This is a genomic window from Aeromonas sp. MR7 (assembly GCF_963899385.1).
Taxonomy (GTDB): domain Bacteria; phylum Pseudomonadota; class Gammaproteobacteria; order Enterobacterales; family Aeromonadaceae; genus Aeromonas; species Aeromonas bestiarum.
The window spans coordinates 118,353-134,512 of the sequence record NZ_CAWQXH010000003.1; the positions used below are offsets into that span (position 1 = coordinate 118,353).

13 protein-coding genes and 1 tRNA gene are annotated in these 16,160 nt (G+C 64.5%); 7 read left to right on the forward strand and 7 right to left on the reverse strand.

The features are described from left to right. Positions 1-2: 2 nt before the first annotated feature. From AACW87_RS02105 to AACW87_RS02115, 3 genes are all read right to left on the reverse strand, one after another. Positions 3-542 carry a GNAT family N-acetyltransferase gene (locus AACW87_RS02105; protein ID WP_241326429.1) on the reverse strand — a complete coding sequence of 180 codons (540 nt, stop codon included), beginning with the start codon at positions 540-542 and terminating at the stop codon, positions 3-5. 198 nt (positions 543-740) lie between these two features. After that, entirely contained in the window at positions 741-2,891 is a 2,151-nt protein-coding gene (locus AACW87_RS02110; RefSeq protein ID WP_241326430.1) for an AsmA family protein, read from the reverse strand. Positions 2,892-3,039: 148 nt separating this feature from the next. Further along, the gene (locus tag AACW87_RS02115) at positions 3,040-5,187 is read right to left on the reverse strand and encodes a prolyl oligopeptidase family serine peptidase (RefSeq protein WP_241326431.1); all 2,148 of its coding nucleotides are present in this window, start codon (positions 5,185-5,187) and stop codon (positions 3,040-3,042) included. Positions 5,188-5,426: 239 nt separating this feature from the next. Here AACW87_RS02115 and AACW87_RS02120 point away from each other — a divergent pair, with 239 nt between their 5' ends. The 5 genes from AACW87_RS02120 (at position 5,427) to AACW87_RS02140 (ending at position 9,646) form a co-directional block, all read left to right on the forward strand. After that, positions 5,427-6,638, forward strand: coding sequence for a threonine synthase (locus tag AACW87_RS02120; protein ID WP_241326432.1), 1,212 nt, complete (start codon positions 5,427-5,429; stop codon positions 6,636-6,638). Beyond that, on the forward strand, positions 6,635-7,300 hold the full coding sequence (locus AACW87_RS02125; RefSeq protein ID WP_098980725.1) for an amino acid ABC transporter permease: 666 nt from the start codon (positions 6,635-6,637) through the stop codon (positions 7,298-7,300). The genes AACW87_RS02120 and AACW87_RS02125 overlap by 4 nt, the downstream gene beginning before the upstream one ends. A 92-nt stretch (positions 7,301-7,392) precedes the next feature. After that, positions 7,393-8,055 carry an amino acid ABC transporter permease gene (locus tag AACW87_RS02130; protein WP_043142248.1) on the forward strand — a complete coding sequence of 221 codons (663 nt, stop codon included), beginning with the start codon at positions 7,393-7,395 and terminating at the stop codon, positions 8,053-8,055. Then, positions 8,052-8,813, forward strand: a complete 762-nt coding sequence (locus tag AACW87_RS02135) for an amino acid ABC transporter ATP-binding protein (protein WP_241326433.1) — start codon at positions 8,052-8,054, stop codon at positions 8,811-8,813. Before AACW87_RS02130 ends, AACW87_RS02135 begins: the two co-directional genes overlap by 4 nt. Then, on the forward strand, positions 8,810-9,646 hold the full coding sequence (locus tag AACW87_RS02140; protein ID WP_241326434.1) for a transporter substrate-binding domain-containing protein: 837 nt from the start codon (positions 8,810-8,812) through the stop codon (positions 9,644-9,646). The genes AACW87_RS02135 and AACW87_RS02140 overlap by 4 nt, the downstream gene beginning before the upstream one ends. A 304-nt stretch (positions 9,647-9,950) precedes the next feature. On the opposite strand, the gene AACW87_RS02145 is transcribed toward AACW87_RS02140, so the two are convergent. Both AACW87_RS02145 and AACW87_RS02150 read right to left on the reverse strand, forming a co-directional pair. Beyond that, positions 9,951-11,897, reverse strand: coding sequence for a MacB family efflux pump subunit (locus AACW87_RS02145; protein WP_098980728.1), 1,947 nt, complete (start codon positions 11,895-11,897; stop codon positions 9,951-9,953). Positions 11,898-11,899: 2 nt separating this feature from the next. Continuing rightward, on the reverse strand, positions 11,900-13,060 hold the full coding sequence (locus AACW87_RS02150; protein WP_098980729.1) for an efflux RND transporter periplasmic adaptor subunit: 1,161 nt from the start codon (positions 13,058-13,060) through the stop codon (positions 11,900-11,902). A 162-nt stretch (positions 13,061-13,222) separates the two neighbouring features. Here AACW87_RS02150 and AACW87_RS02155 point away from each other — a divergent pair, with 162 nt between their 5' ends. Next, on the forward strand, positions 13,223-13,903 hold the full coding sequence (locus AACW87_RS02155; protein WP_098980730.1) for a response regulator transcription factor: 681 nt from the start codon (positions 13,223-13,225) through the stop codon (positions 13,901-13,903). After that, positions 13,900-15,183 carry a HAMP domain-containing sensor histidine kinase gene (locus tag AACW87_RS02160; protein WP_172955196.1) on the forward strand — a complete coding sequence of 428 codons (1,284 nt, stop codon included), beginning with the start codon at positions 13,900-13,902 and terminating at the stop codon, positions 15,181-15,183. Before AACW87_RS02155 ends, AACW87_RS02160 begins: the two co-directional genes overlap by 4 nt. 54 nt (positions 15,184-15,237) lie before the next feature. Here AACW87_RS02160 and AACW87_RS02165 read toward each other — a convergent pair whose 3' ends face one another. Next, entirely contained in the window at positions 15,238-15,738 is a 501-nt protein-coding gene (locus AACW87_RS02165) for an NUDIX hydrolase (RefSeq protein ID WP_098980731.1), read from the reverse strand. 336 nt (positions 15,739-16,074) lie between these two features. Beyond that, positions 16,075-16,151 (reverse strand) — tRNA-Asp (locus AACW87_RS02170). Positions 16,152-16,160: the final 9 nt, after the last annotated feature.

Sequence of the window (16,160 nt, forward strand, 5' to 3'; positions counted from 1 at the left end):
GGTCAGGCAGTCAAGCCATGATCCATCACCCGCGTCACCAGCATCCGGTTGAACTGCTGGTACTCAGCGGGGTTGATGGGATTTGGGTAGCTCAGCACCCGCAGCCCGTGCCCCTGATAGTCGGGATGATAGGGCGGGTGCACATGGTCATGGTCGTTGAGGCAAAAGCCCAGCGACTGGTAGAAGCGCAGCCGCCGGATGGCAATCTCATCCTCTGGCGGGTCTATCTCCAGGATGACGGTGCGCCCCGCCGTCTCGCAGAAGGCGGCAAGCAGGCGGGAGCCATGGTTCTGGCCGCGCAGGGCCGGATTGATGGCCAGATGCTCGATATAGATCTGCTCGCCGCAGGCCCACCAGAAGATGAAGCCGAGCAGCACGTCGCCTTGATAAAAGAGCTGACAGTGAAAGTGAGGATCCGCCATCTTGACCTGCTGATGCTGCGGCTGGCGCTGCTCGTAGCGCGGGAAGCTGCTGCCATAGATCTGCCAGACCAGAGGCCAGTCCGGATGGGATATCTCTCTCACGACTTCACTTCGACTCATTCATCTACTCCTTGGTAAACCAACAGTGATATCACCTTTGAGCCAAGGCTACATCCCTATTTTTAACCAGAAGCAACCATGGAACTCTTGCTGCCAGCCCCATCCGACAGTGAGCAGCCAGGCCCAGACACATGGACGAGTGGCAGCAAAGAGCCCGCTCGGGGCGGGCTCTGAATGACAATGAAAGGGGGGGGATAGCTACTTGAACAGCCCCTTGAGCAGCTGATCCGCCACCCCCTTGACGCCTTCGCTGTCGGCCTTGTCCCCCAGCAATTTTTTCAGGCCACGCTCGGCCTCCTTGCGGGCCTTCTCCTCCAGCAGCTTGTTGTTGCCGAGCAAGGCTTTCACGTCGAGCCGGTAGCTGGGAGCCTGCCAGTGACCGCCGATGCGCACCGGTATGGTGATCTCTTTGAGCTCATCCACATCCTTGCCGCCCTGGCCCTTGCTGCTTTCGACGATGGAGGTGAGGAACAGGAAATCCAGGGTTTCCGGCACCAGGGCTGTCTGGCCCTCGCCTTTCACCCGCAGGGCCGGGGCAAACAGCTGGATGTCGTCGGTGCGGGCCACGCCGTTGGCAATCTGGAAGCTGGCGGTGAGGGCGCTGAAGTCGGTCTTGCGAGCCTCCTTGACCTGCTCGGCCCCCTTGCCGGTCAGGGTGGCCCGCGCCTCGCGGATCATCTCAGCCAGGTTGATGCCGTGCAGGGCACCATCGCTCAGCTTGAGGCTCACCTTGCCCTGTATCTGGCTGCGCAGCGCCTGCTCGGAGAGGCCACTACCTTGTACCTGCACCTCGAGATCCCCCTTGCCCTCCAGCAGATCGCTCTGGGCCAGGGTCTGCAGCAACGGGCGCACGTTCACCCCCTGCACCCGCTTGTGTACCTGGTAGCGGGCAGGTTGCTGACGGGCATCGAGCACGCCGTTCGCCGTCACCTGACCGCCGGCCACGCCGGCGCTGAACTGCTTGAGGCTGAGCTGGCCACCCGCCAGCGCCAGCTGCAGATCGACGGAGCTCAAGTCCAGTCCCTTCAGCCGCAGGCTGCCCAGTTGCAGCCGACCGGCCAGATCAAACGCCTTGAGGGCGCTCAGATCCGGCTCCACCGCCGAGAGTGCCTGGGCCACCTTGGGGGCGGCCCCCTTGTCCGTCGCCTTCGCGGGAGCCGAAGGCGCTGGCGCTGCGGCCTGGGTCGCTGCCGGTTTGCCGAGCCAGGCGTCGAGATCCAGCTTGTCGCCCTTGAGATCGAAGTCGACCCTGGGCACGGCGCCGAGCCGCACAACCCCCTCCCCGCTCAGCAGTGTCTTGTCGGCATCCAGCACCAGCTTGCTCAGGGTGATGGTCTGCTTGTCGAGCTCGGCGCGGGCAAAACCGGCCAGCTTGAGATCCAGTTGCGGGCGCGGCAAAGCCGAGCCTTGCAGCTTGGCGGCCAGCACCGCATCCGACACTTCCAGCAGTTGCTGCCCCTGATCGAGCCGCGCCTTGAGGGTCCCCTCCAGGGAGCCGGCCAGTGTCGGCTGGTCTGCCGATCCCTGAGCGCCCTGCAGACTGAGCGTGAGGCTGCTCCACTGCCCCAGTGCCAGCCGGTCGGCCTTGAGGGAGAAGGCATCGAGCCGCTGCGTCGGCGCACTCAGGCTGCCGCTCAGGCTGAGATCCTTGAGTTCGCTGGCGGTCTCCTCCCGGGCCAGCTTGAGCTGAGTCTGTCCCTTGATATCGAAGGCAAGATCCCCGCGCGCGCCCCTGGCGGCCAGGGTCACAGGCACCCACTGATCCACCACCAGCTGACCCAGGTTGAGGTCGAGCTGTTCGAGGCGGGAAATGGTGCCGTCGCGATCGTCCTGCAGCAGGGCGCTGGCCTGCTCCAGCACCACACCCTGCAAGCTGATCTGCCAGGTCTGGCCATTACCCGCAGGGGGCTGGCTCTGGCCACCTGGCGCGGGCTCGCTGCCCTTGGCAGCCTCGGACGCCTTGATGAGATCGCTCAGGTTGGAGCTGCCATCGGCCTTGGTCTGGATGAAGAGGTGTGCCCCGTTCAGCGTCACCTCGCCAATCTCCAGCCGGTGGGAGAGCAGCGGCAGCAGGGCCACCGAGGCCTGGCCCAGCTCGAAGCGCACCAGATCCGGCTCGGCAAAACCGGCCGGGTTGCGCAGCGCCACCTTCTCGAGGGAGAGACCCAGGCTTGGCCAGAAACGCCAGCCGATATCCCCTTGCATCACCAGTTCGCGGCCCGTGCTCTTGCGCACCTGCTCCACCAGCTGGGGCTTGAACTGATTGGGGTCGATCAGGCTCACCAGAGCGACTATGGATACCAGGGCGGCCAGCGCAAGCCCCAGCAGTATGTAGATGATCTTCTTCACGATGGACTCCTTGAATGCTGATCCTGTGACTGACTATACCACCGGGGGCGCGGCGGATGGTCCCCGCCGCCCGAAACCGGATCGCGGCGAGACAGGGATGGTCGCAGCCGGGGGCTGACAACAAAAAGGGCCCCGCAGGGCCCTGATCTCAGGGGCTGACCGGCAACTGCCGGTAACCCATCTCGTACAAGGTGAAGGCATAGATGTCCGCACTCTGCTCGATCAGCTTGGCCACCGGCGTGCCCGCCCCGTGCCCGGCATTGGTCTCGATGCGGATGAGCTGGGGATGGGGGCCTGCGTCGTCGGCCTGCAGGGTGGCGGCGAACTTGAAGGAGTGGGCCGGCACCACACGGTCGTCGTGATCCGCCGTGGTCACCAGGGTCGAGGGGTAGCTGACCCCGGCCCGGACGTTGTGCAGCGGCGAGTAGCCCTTCAGATAGTCGAGCATGGCCTCGCTGTCGGCGCTGGTGCCATAGTCGTAGGCCCAGCCAGCCCCGGCGGTGAAGGTGTGGTAGCGCAGCATGTCGAGCACCCCCACAGCCGGCAGGGCGACCCGCATCAGATCCGGCCGCTGGGTCATGACGGCTCCCACCAGCAGACCGCCGTTGGAGCCGCCTCTGATGGCCAGCCGGTCGGTGCAGGTGTAGCCCTCGGCCTTGAGATACTCGGCCGCGGCGATGAAGTCGTCGAACACGTTCTGCTTGTTCATCCTGGTGCCCGCCAGATGCCAGGCCTGGCCGTACTCGCCACCGCCACGCAGGTTGGCCACCGCATAGACGCCCCCCAGATCCAGCCAGTTGGCGACCGAGACGCTGAAACTCGGGGTCAGGCTCACGTCGAAGCCGCCATAGCCGTAGAGGATGGTCGGGTTGCTGCCATCGAGTTTCAGCCCCTTGCGGTAGCTGACGATGAGCGGCACCCGGGTGCCGTCCTTGCTCTGGTAGAAACGCTGCTCGGAGACATAATCCTCCGGTTTGAACGGGGCAGCCGAGGCGCGATAGAGGCTGATTTCCCCGCTGTTGGGCTCGAACTTGTAGAGAGTGGGCGGCTGGGCATAATTCTCGAAGCCGAAGTAGAGGGCGGGATCATCCTGCTTGCCGTTGAAGCCGCTCACGCTGCCGAGCCCCGGCAGCGCCACCTCGCGCACCCGCTTGCCGTCATGGTCGAACTGTTCGACCCGGGCGGTGGCGTCCACCATGTACTCGGCGAACAGGTAGCCGCTGCCGCTGTGCACCGTCAGCACCTGCTGACGCTCCGGGATGAGATCGCGCCACTGTTCGGGGCCAGGATTGTCCGCCTCCACAGTCACCAGCCGGCGGTTGGGGGCGTCCCGGTTGGTCAGCAGGTAAAGCCTGCTGCCCTTGTTGTCCACCAGGCTCACGTCCGCAGCCAGATCCCCCTGCACCGTCAGCAGCGGGGCCCCCTCCCGGGTCAGGTCCTTCACATAGAGGCGGTTGCCCGAGGTGGAGTCCGCCGCCGAGATGAGCAGGTAGCGATCATCCTCAGTCACGGTCGCCCCCACGTAGCGGTGTTGCTGGGCCGGGATGGCGCCGAACACCAGGCGGTCCTCCTCCTGCGCCGTGCCGAGCCGGTGGAAGTAGAGCTTGTGCTGATCTGTCCTGGCCGACAGCTCGCTGCCGTCCGGCTTGTCGTAGCTCGAGTAGAAGAAACCCTCGTTGCCAAGCCAGCTGATGCCGCTGAACTTCACGTCCCTGAGGGGGGTCTCCAGCGGCTGTTTGCTCTCCACGTCCATCAGGTGGATCTCGCGCCAGTCGCTGCCGGCCAGCGACAATGAGTAGGCCAGCGTTTTGCCGTCACGGGAGAAGCTCAGCTGATCCAGCGCCGTGGTGCCATCGGGGCTGAGCAGGTTGGGATCGAGGAACACCTCGGCCGGCTTGCCCGCCAGCTGGCGCCACAGCACGTTCTGGTTCTGCAGGCCGTCGTTCTTGAAGAAGTAGTGGTAGCGCCCCTCGCGAAACGGCGCCCCCTCCTTGGCGTAGTTCCAGGAGGCGGCCAGCTTGCCCTTGATGGCATCGCGAAACGGGATCTGCGCCAGGTAATCCTGGGTCACCCGGTTCTGGGCCCTGACCCAGGCTTCGGTCTCCGGGCTGCGATCATCCTCCAGCCAGCGGTAGGGATCGGCCACGGCCTGGCCGAAGTAGTGATCCACCTGCTCGCTCTGGCGGGTAACTGGGTAGTGAAGGCGCGCTTTCCCTGACATGGCATCCTCTTTGGTTGACTGGCCGCTGCAGGCACTCAGCAGTGACAGGGCCAGCAGGCTGACAATGGCTCGCATCGATGCGGCTCCCTGCGGTGTCGGTGAAACAGGCAGGGTAGCAAAGAGTGCCGGATGGCCCAACCCCCCACAGGCTTGGCTGGCGGATGCCACTTCCCCCTGAGCCGACACTGGCATGGCTGAACGGAGTCATATGAATTTTTTCGCTTAGGTTTGCCACTTTATTTTGTTTGTTATCCGGCACTTGGGTCACAGGATGGAATAAGCAACTGACTCAGACGACTCATTCAGGATAAAGCATGCCGTACAGCTACCTATCACATCTGCGTTGCAGCAAGACAGGCGAGATCCATGATGCCGACCAGCCCCAGCAACTGAGCCGGGCAGGGGCGCCTTTGCTGGCAAGCTACGATCTCGAGGCCCTGAAGCAGGCCTGGCGCCCGACTGACCTGTTGGGCCGCCCCGCCAGCCTGTGGCGCTATCACGAGCTGCTGCCGGTACGCGATCCCGCTCACGTCGTCACTCTGGGGGAAGGGCTCACCCCGCTCTTGCCCCTGCCCACCCTGGGCAAGCAGATCGGCATACCGGATCTCTGGATGAAGGATGAGAGCATCATACCCACAGGATCCTTCAAGGCCCGCGGCGCCGCGGTCGGCATCTCCCGTGCCCGCGAACTCGGCGTCACCCATTTCGCCATGCCCACCAACGGCAATGCCGGTGCGGCCTGGGCGCTCTACGGTGCCCGCGCCGGCCTGCGCAGCACCATAGTCATGCCACAGGCGGCCCCCGCCATCACCCGGCTGGAAACCTCATTGGCCGGTGCCCGCCTCTATCTGGTGGATGGCCTCATCAGCGACGCCGGTCGCCAGGTCGCCCAGGCGGTGGCGGAGCAGGGGTTGTTCGACGCCTCCACCCTGAAGGAGCCCTATCGCATCGAGGGCAAGAAGACCATGGGGTTGGAAATAGCCGAGCAGTTCGGCTGGACGCTGCCGGACGTGATCCTCTACCCCACGGGTGGCGGCGTCGGCCTCATCGGCATCTACAAGGCGCTGCTGGAGTTGCAGGAACTGGGCTGGATCAAGGGCGACCTGCCCCGGCTGGTGGCGGTACAGGCGAGCGGCTGCGCCCCCATAGTGCAGGCCTGGCAGCAGGGGGATCGCGAGTCGCGCTTCTGGCCCGACTCCCAGACCCTGGCCTTCGGCATCAATGTGCCCAAGGCGCTGGGGGATTTTCTGGTGCTGGACGCCCTCTATCGCACCGAGGGTTGCGCCATCGCCGTGGATGAGCGGGCAATTACCGCCGAGATCCGCCAGCTCGCCTCCCAGGAGGGCAGCTTCGTCTGCCCGGAGGGGGCGGCCGCCTTCGCCGCCGCCCGTCAGCTGCGCGAAGCGGGCTGGATCCGGGAGGGCGAGCGGGTGGTGGTGCTCAACACGGGGGCCGGCATCAAGTACCCGGACGCCATCACAGTGCTGCCCCAGCGGCTGCGCCGTGACGGGAGGATACCGGCATGAGCTTCGACTGGTCCTTTGTCCTCACCACACTGCCGGCGTTCGGCCAATCGATCTGGGTCACGCTGCAGCTCGGCGCCATAGTGATCCTCACCTCGCTCGCTGTGGCTTTGCTCAACGTGACCCTGCTGAGCCTGCACAGGCCCTGGCTGAACAGGGTGATCCGCGCCTATGTGGAGCTGGCCCGCAACACGCCGCTCTTGATCCAGCTGTTCTTTCTCTACTTCGGGCTGCCGGCCCTGGGGCTGTCGCTGTCAGGTTTTGCCACTGCGGTGATCGCCATGACCTTCCTCGGCGGTGGCTATCTGACAGAGGCGCTGCGGGCCGGGGTACAGGCCGTACCCACCAGCCAGCTGGAGGCGGGCCGGGCCATAGGTCTCTCCCGCTGGCAGTTGCTGCGCCACGTGCAGCTGCCCCAGGCCTGGCTCGCCAGCCTGCCGGCGCTGTTTGCCAACTTCATCTTTCTGCTCAAAGAGACGACAGTGGCCTCGGCGGTGGCCGTGCCGGAGCTGCTCTACACCACCAAGAACTACATAGCTCTCTACTACAAGACCTACGAGATGCTGGCTGTGCTGACCCTGATGTGCGTGCTGATCTTCCTGCCGCTGTCGCTCGCCCTGCGGGTCGTTGAAAGGAGGCTGCAACATGGTCAGTTCGGTCACTGAGTCGCTGGTACAGGCTTGGATCCTGATGAGAAAGCAGAGCACCCCATCATCGTCATCACTCGCCCTGCGTGGATTGGAAAGGAGGGTTCAATATGGCCGGTTCGGTTACTGAGTTGTTGACGCAGGCGCTGCCTCTGCTGGCCATTGGCGCAGGCCAGACCCTCGCCATTTCGCTGCTCGCCATCCTGTTCGCCACCCTGGGCGGCGTCGCTTACGGCGTGCTGGCGCAACAGGGAGGCCGGTTGGTGCGGGGGCTGCTGCGGGTTTATCTGGAGCTGTTTAGGGTGGTGCCCGTGCTGGTCTGGCTCTACCTCTTCTTCTTCGGGCTGCCTATCTTCTTCGGCCTCGATATTCCGGCCTTCTGGTGCGCCGTGCTGGTGCTCGCCCTCTGGGGCGCCAGCGAGGTGGGGGAAGTGGTGCGCGGCGGCCTGGGATCCCTGGCTCGTGGTCAACAGGAGGCCGGGCTGGCGCTCGGGCTCTCGACCTGGCAGCTCTATCGCCACGTGCTGCTGCCCCAGGCGTTGCAGCGGCTGACGCCGCCGACCATCAACATCTATACCCGCATCATCAAGACCAGCTCGCTGGCGGTGCTGATCGGGGTGGTGGAGGTGATCAAGGTGGGCCAGCAGATCATAGAGCGCACCTATGCCTCCGTGCTCATCTACGGCCTGCTGTTTCTGTTCTTCTTATCGGTCTGCTATCCGCTCTCGCTCGCCTCGCGCCGGCTGGAGCAAAAATGGGGTAATGCGGTATGACACCTCTGCTTGAACTCAATGCTGTCAGCAAACAATTCGGCCAAAACCGGGTTCTGGACGAGGTCAGCCTCACGGTGAACCCCGGGGAAGTGATCGTCATCCTGGGGCCGAGTGGCTGCGGCAAGAGCACCCTGCTGCGCACCCTCAACGGGCTCGAGCCGATTCAGGGGGGCGAGATCCGCTTCGACGGCGTGCTGCTGGATGGTGCCACCGACTGGCAACGGGTACGCCAGCGCATCGGCATGGTGTTCCAGAGCTATCACCTCTTCCCCAACCTGACTGTGCTGGAGAACGTGCTGCTCGGCCCCCTGCAGGTGCAAAAACGGGAGCGGCAGGAGGCCCTGCTGCAAGCGGAGCAGTTGCTGACCCGCATCGGCCTGTGGGAGCGGCGCCATGACTATCCGCTCCAGCTCTCCGGCGGCCAGCAGCAGCGCATCGCCATAGTGCGAGCCCTGTGCATGAACCCGCAGGTGATGCTGTTTGACGAGGTGACCGCCGCCCTGGATCCCGAAATGGTGCAGGAGGTGCTGGAGGTGATCCGGGATCTCGCGGGCAGCGGCATGACCCTGCTCATCGTCACCCACGAGCTGGCGTTCGCCCAGGCGGTGGCGGATCGCATCGTCTTCATGGACGGCGGCCACATTCTGGAGCAGGGCGCCCCCCACCAGTTCTTCGATAACCCGAGGAGCCAGCGTGCACGCCAGTTCCTCGCCAAGTTTTCTTATACAAATGTCATCAAACGAAAGGAGTCAGCATGAAAAAAATCACCTCGGTTCTGTTCAGTGCCCTGATCGGGCTGGGCCTTGCCAGCGGCGCCGCGCAGGCGGCGGACGGTTCCCTCGCCAAGATCAAGGCCCGCGACAAGCTCATCGTCGGCGTCTTCACCGACAAACCGCCGTTTGGCTACGTGGATGAGAAAGGGCACTACGTGGGCTTTGACACGGATCTCGGTCGCCGCTTCGCCAAGGATCTGCTGGGGGACGAGAACAAGATCGAATTCGTGGCGGTCGAGCCCGCCAGCCGCATCCCCTTCCTGCAGAGCGACAAGGTGGATCTGATCCTCGCCAACATGACGGTAACCCCGGAGCGGCGTCAGGTGGTGGACTTCACCAACCCGAACCTGCGAGTGGCGGTGCAGGTGCTGGTGCCGGAAGGGAGCCCGGCCAAAAAGCTCGATGATCTGGCCAGCAAGACCCTGATCGTCACCACGGGCACCACGGCCGACATCTGGCTGACCCGCAACCACCCGGACTGGAAGGTACTCAAGTTCGAGAAGAACACCGAATCCCTGCAGGCGCTGGCCCAGGGTCGTGGCGATGCCTACGCCCAGGACAACCTGGTGCTGTTCAGCTGGGCCAAGGAGAACCCGGGCTATCGCGTTCTGCCCCAGAAGCTGGGCTCGGAAGATCCGATCGCACCGGCGGTGAAGAAGGGCAATATCGAGCTGCGTGACTGGGTCAACGACCGTCTCGCCAAGCTGGGGGAAGAGAAATACCTGCTCAAGCTCTATGACCAGTATGTGCGTGAGAAACTGAGCGCCGATACCGATCCCAACGACGTGATAGTGGAAGGAGGCAAGTGGCAGGGCTGAGCCAGCCAGAAGTGCTGAGAGTGTGAAGTGTGAAGTCTTGGTTCCGTTGGTCCGCAAACCGCAAGGTTTGACCTTTCAGGCGTCCCCCTCGGGTGGCGCCTTTTTTCGCATGCGAAAAAGAACCGGGCCACGGGGCCCGGTTGAAAACCCGCGCAGAGCAGGCTGTGTCACGTCGATGACACTGTTCAGGCTGCCGGACTGGCACAGGGTGCCGTCTGGCCAATCCGCCCCGGGTGCCGAAGAGGGATGAACTCCCGCCCCCGCAGGCGAATGGGGTGGCGCGCCAAGGCGCCGAAGAGTGTGCTTACTCCCGCTCCAGCGCGTGGATAGGGTCCATCCGTGCCGCCCGCCGCGCAGGGAAGAAGCCGAACAACACGCCAATCAGGCTGGAGCAGAGGAAGGCCGCCAGCACGGCGCCCGGGGAGTAGCTCATGGCAAACTGGCTGCTGAAGTGCGCGAACAAGATGCCAACCAGCAGGGCGAGCAGCACCCCGGCCACCCCGCCCAGCAGGCAGACCAGCACGGCCTCGATCAGAAACTGCTGCATGATGTCGCCGGCCCTGGCCCCCACCGCCATCCGCACGCCGATCTCGCGGGTACGCTCGGTCACCGACACCAGCATGATGTTCATCACCCCTATGCCGCCCACCACCAGGGAGATGAGCGCTATCATGGCGATCAGCAGGGTCAGGGTGGCATTGGTGCTGGTGATGGTCTGGCGGATGCTGTCGGTATTGAGCACGAAGAAATCCTGAGTGCCGTGGCGCTGGCGCAGCAGCCGGGTGAGGCCGTCCTCGGCGGCGGCCAGCGCCACCTCATCCCGCACCCGCACGCTGATGCTGCGCAGATGGCTCTGGCCCAGCATCCGCTTCATGGCCGTGGTGTGGGGGATCCAGACGTTGAGGTTCTCATCGCTGCCAAACCCGCTCTGATTGCGGGCCACCACACCTATCACCCGGCACGGCAGCGTGCCCAGCAGGATCACCTGCCCGAGCGGCGACTCCCCCGCCGCGAACAGCCGATCCCGGCTGCTCGCGTCTATCACCACCTCCTGCGCCAGGCTGGCCACGCTGGCGGCATCGAACAACATGCCCTGCAGCAGCCGATAGCCGCGCACCTGGAAGAACTGCTCCCCCACCCCGTTTACCGTGCCTGAAACCGCCTGACTGCCCCGGCGCAAGGTAACGCTGGTGATCAGGCTGGGGGTCACGCTGTGCACGTAGTCGAGCCTGGTCAGGGCGTCGGCATCCTCGGCTCGCAGGGTCTGGATCGCCTCGGCCCGCCGATCACCGAAGCCGCTGCCGGGGAAGATCTCCAGGGTGCTGGTGCCCATGGCATTGATGTTGGCCAGCACCTGTTGCTGGGAGCCGCGCCCCAGCGCCACCACGGAAACCACGGAGGCGATGCCGATTATGATGCCGAGCATGGTGAGGAAGGTGCGCATCCGCTGGGCCTGCATGGCCAGCAGAGCCATCCTGAAGGCCGAGGTGAACCTGTCCAGCCAGCCCCGCCAGGCCGTCCGGCCAGTCCGCACCGTCTCCCGTACAGGCAGGGGTGTCGCCTGTCTCTGGCGGCGATCGGCCACCACGGCTCCGTCTTTGAGCTCTATGATGCGTTCGGCCTGCTCGGCGATCCCCATGTCATGGGTCACTATCACCAGGGTATGACCCTGACCATGCAGGGCCCGCAGTATGCCGAGCACCTCGGCCCCGCTCTGGCTGTCGAGGGCGCCGGTCGGCTCGTCCGCCAGTATCACCTGACCGCCGTTGATGAGGGCGCGGGCTATGCTGACTCGCTGCTGCTGACCGCCGGAGAGCTGACTCGGCTTGTAGTCGAGACGGGCACCCAACCCGAGCCGCTGCAGCAAGGCCTCGGCCCTGGCCTTTCGCGCATCGCCTGCCAGTCCGGCATAAATGGCCGGCAGCGCCACGTTGTCGCGGGCACTGAGATCCCCCAGCAGATGGTAGCGCTGGAAGATGAAGCCGAAATGCTCGCGGCGCAGGGCCGCCAGCGCATCCGCCGTCAGCTGGCCGGTCTCCTGCCCTGCGACCCGGTAGCGACCGCAGCTCGGCTGATCGAGGCAGCCCAGGATATTGAGTAGGGTCGACTTGCCGGAGCCGGAGGCGCCGACGATGGCCACCATCTCCCCCCGCGTTATGGTCAGATCGATCCCCTTGAGCACCTCGACTCGCCGATCCCCGTCGCCAAAATAGCGGCGGATCCCGTTCAGTTGCAGCAGTGGCTGGCTCATGCTCACATCCCCATGGGCGGGCCCATGCGCCCGCTCTGCTGACTCTGGGCCGTCGACTGGCTCACCACCACGGATTCCCCGGCCTCGAGGCCGCTCAGGATCTGGGCATCCACCTTGTTGTTGAGGCCCACCTTCACCTGCCGCCATTGGGGCTGGCCCGCACCATCCACCACCTGCACCCTGTCACCGCTCAGGGCGATGGCCGGGATCACCAGGGTGTCGCGCTCGGTCGCCAGCACTATGTGCACCTGAGCCGTCATGCCGATGCGCAGGGCCCCTTCGGGGTTCTCCACCTCAAACAGGCCGTTGTAGTAGACGGCCGTGCTGGTCGAGCTGCTGCTGGTCGTGTCGTCATTGATAGAGTCGGGGGCGGGCTCGATGGCGCGCAACCTCGCCTGGTAGCGCTGCTCCGGCGCCCCCAGCACGGTGAAGTAGATGGGCAGGCCGGCGCTGACCCGGATCACGTCCGCCTCCGAGATCTGCGCCTCCACCGTCATGGTGTCGAGCCGCGCCACCTTGACCATGGTAGGGGTGCTCTGCACCGCATTCACCGTCTGCCCCTGCTCCACCGGGATGGCCACTATGGTGCCCGCCATGGGGGAGACGATGCGGGTATAACCCAGATTGACCCGGGCCGTGTCCACCGCGATGCGGGCCTGCACGGATTGCGCCGTCAGCGCCCGGATGTCGGCACGGGTGGCGGTCAGGGTCGCCTCGGCGCTGTCGTAGTCAGCCTGGCTGCCGAGCCCCCGTGCCAGCACCTTGCGCTGACGCTCGAACACCAGCTGGTTGTTGCGCAGGGTCGCTCGGCGCGAGGCCAGCTGGGCCTGCACGTTGTCGAGGGCGGCTTCGGCATCCTTGAGGGCGTTCTGCTGGGTGAGATCATCGATCTCGACCAGCAGATCGCCCTGCTTCACCTGTTCCCCGAGCGCCACGTGCAACGCCTTGATCTGCCCCGACACCTGAGCCCCCACGCTCACCAGCTGCTGGGCCTGCAGGGTGCCGTCAGCCAGCACGCTCTGCTCCAGATCGCGCCGCTCGGCCGGGGTTGTGATGTAGGACGCTGCCGGCGCCGCATCGGACGGCGCAAACAGCCAGCCGGCCGCGAGCAGCAAGAGGGCTGGTGGCAGCAGGCGAACAACGAGGAGACGGGCAGGGACCATCACGGATATCCTTGGGTGTAACAAAGGGATGAAACAAGCCAGTGCAATCTACTCCAATGTCCGGTTAAGCCTCTTGCAGGGCAGTGTAAGGATTGCGTAAAAGCAGCTGTCAGCGGGCAGCGGACACGGGAAAATGGCGTCGACCCGAGATGGAGAAGAGTGATGAAGATCCTGCTGGTGGACGATGATCTGGAGCTTGGCACCATGCTGAGCGAATACCTGGGCGGCGAAGGCTTTGCCACCACCCATGTGCTGACCGGCAAGAGCGGCGTGCAACACGCCCTCTCCGGCAACTATGCCGCCGTGGTGCTCGACATCATGCTGCCCGACCTCAATGGCAGCGAGGTGCTGCGCCAGATCCGCCACGCCAGCCAGATCCCCGTCATCATGCTCACCGCCAAGGGGGACAACATAGATAGGGTGATCGGGCTGGAGATGGGGGCCGATGACTATGTGCCCAAGCCCTGCTACCCGAGGGAGCTGGTGGCCAGGCTGAGGGCCGTGCTGCGCCGGGTCGAGCCCGCGCCCGCCAAAACCGGCAAGGACAACAGCCTGCGCCTCGCCGGCCTGACCCTCTCCCCCGCCACCCGCCAATGTCACTGGCAAGCGTCGCCGCTGGAGCTGACCGCCACCGAGTTCAATCTGCTGGAACTGCTGCTGCGCTCACCGGAGCGGGTGGTCAGCAAGGATGAGCTCTCCCTGCACGGGCTAGGCCGCCCGCGCGAGCCCTATGATCGCAGCGTCGACGTGCACATCTGCAATATCCGCCAGAAGCTGCAGGCGCTGGCGGGCGAAGCCATCGGCATAGAGACAGTGCGCAGCATAGGATACCGGCTGGCATGATCCTCAAGGGGCGCCTGTTCTGGAAGATACTGTTCGGCTTCTGGTTCACCATCATAATGATGAGCCAGCTGCTGTGGGTGGCCTTCAGCCTCTATCGCCACGAGGGGCCACCGGAACAGCGGATGGCAAGGCAGCTGGCCGAACGCCAGCTGGACTCGGCCGCAGCTCTGCTGCAACGCCAGGGACCGACTGCTGTGGCGGCCCTGCAGGCCAGCTGGCCCATAGCGGAGCAAGGATTGCTGCGCCTTGAACCGGTCGAAACGGAGCAATCCACAATACAGAGCGGCCGTATCCTGTTGGGAGCCGATGGCCAGCACTACCGGCTCCACTACGACACCGCCGGCCTGCAACGGCAGCTGGCACCGCCCCAACCCCGCAGCGACTGGCTCAACATGCCGCCCCCCATGTGGTGGATCGGCGGACTCGGCGGCCTCTTCTTCAGCGCCCTGCTCGCCTGGCACCTGACCCGCCCCATGAACCGGTTCAGGCAGGGGTTCGAGCGCCTCGCCCAGGGGGATCTGGAGGTTCGCCTCTACCCTCTGATGCGGCGACGCCACGACGAGATCAGCGACGCGGCCCGCGACTTCGATGCCATGGCCGAACGGCTGCAACTGCTGGTGGAGAGCCGTGAACAACTGCTGCACGACGTCTCCCACGAGCTGCGTTCCCCCCTAGCCCGGCTGCAACTGGCCATAGGTCTGGCCCAGCAGGATCCAGCCAGGATCGAGGGATCCCTGGCGCGGATCCAGCTCGAGACCCAGCGCATGGACAAGATGATAGGCGAGCTGCTCACCCTCACCCGCGCCAGCCATGGCGAGCGGGACGGCGAGGAGTATTACGATCTGCAGGCGCTGGTCGAGGCTGTGGTGAGCGACACCCGCTATGAGGCGCAGCACCTGGGGGTCGAGATAAGGGAGCAGGCGGATGAGGAGGTCGAGTACACCATCTGCGGACAGGCGGAACTGATCCGCCGGGCCCTCGACAACGTGCTGCGCAACGCCCTGCGCTTCTCCCAGGCGGGGCAGATCATCACCCTGACCCTGCAGCGGCAGGGAGCAGAGTTTGTCATCGAGGTGGCGGATCAGGGCATGGGAGTGGATGAGAGCAAGCTCTCCAGCATCTTCGATCCCTTCGTCAGAATCGGTTCCCCCGTGGCAGGCAAGGGTTATGGTCTGGGTCTTGCCATCACCCGCAAGGCGATTCAGGCCCAGGGCGGGCGGGTCGAGGCCAGAAACGGTGAAGAGGGCGGCCTGATCGTCACCCTACATCTGCCGGGCTAGCCCCTTATTCCAGCTCAGCCATCTGGTCGCCTCGCTCGCAAGCTGTGAGGCAACTCATCCCCGCAATCTTTGCAGCTGGCCGATGGCTGCGCCCGTGGAACGGAAGGCAAACTCGGTGGGCGAAATCCCAGCCAGCTTGCGCCACTCGCAGGCGGCCACATCGTCGGCTGCAACGACGACAGGTTTGTGTGCCAGCTCCAGCAGGAAGACGGTATCGCAGGTGTGATAGACCACGTCATCATAGGGATAGACGTTGGCAAAGGAGCCGAGATAGCGAGGCGCCTCTCTCCCCAGATCCAGCCCCAGCTCCTCTTTCAGCTCCCTGACCAGTGCCTCCTCCAGCGACTCACCGGGATCGACAAAGCCGCCGGGCAGATCCAGCAAGCCCTTGCCAGGGTCTCTCCCTCGCACCGCAACCAGCACTTCATCCTGCCAGCACAAGGCCACCATCACGGCCGACGCCACATTCTGGAAAAAATGAAAACCACAGCCACAGGCAAACTCTTTCTCGCTGCGCTTTTGCAGCGATTTGACACCACAACGCGGGCAGAACATAGGGGCAAATCTCCCATTGGAAACCAGAGGGCATTGTATGCCGATGGCCTCGCCAAATGGAAAGGCTTGATGGGCCAAGTGCATAGCGCCCCTGGGCGATGAAACAAGAAGAAATGCAAAACGAAAAGAAGCCCAGTCTTTCGACTGGGCTTCTTTTTGGTGGCGGAGCGGACGGGGAGACGGACAGAGTCCGGCTCAAGCACAAGGAACAACAGACCGGGACCGAGTTGCCAGTGGCAAGTCGCAGCCCAGTTTGTTGTTCCTTGTTTCCTTATGCCGTTCGTCAAAACCAGATAGCAAAAAGGCCTTCCCGATAGGGAAGGCCTTTCAATTTACTGGCGGAGCGGACGGGACTCGAACCCGCGACCCCCGGCGTGACAGGCCGGTATTCTAACCGACTGAACTACCGCTCCGCTGTCTGG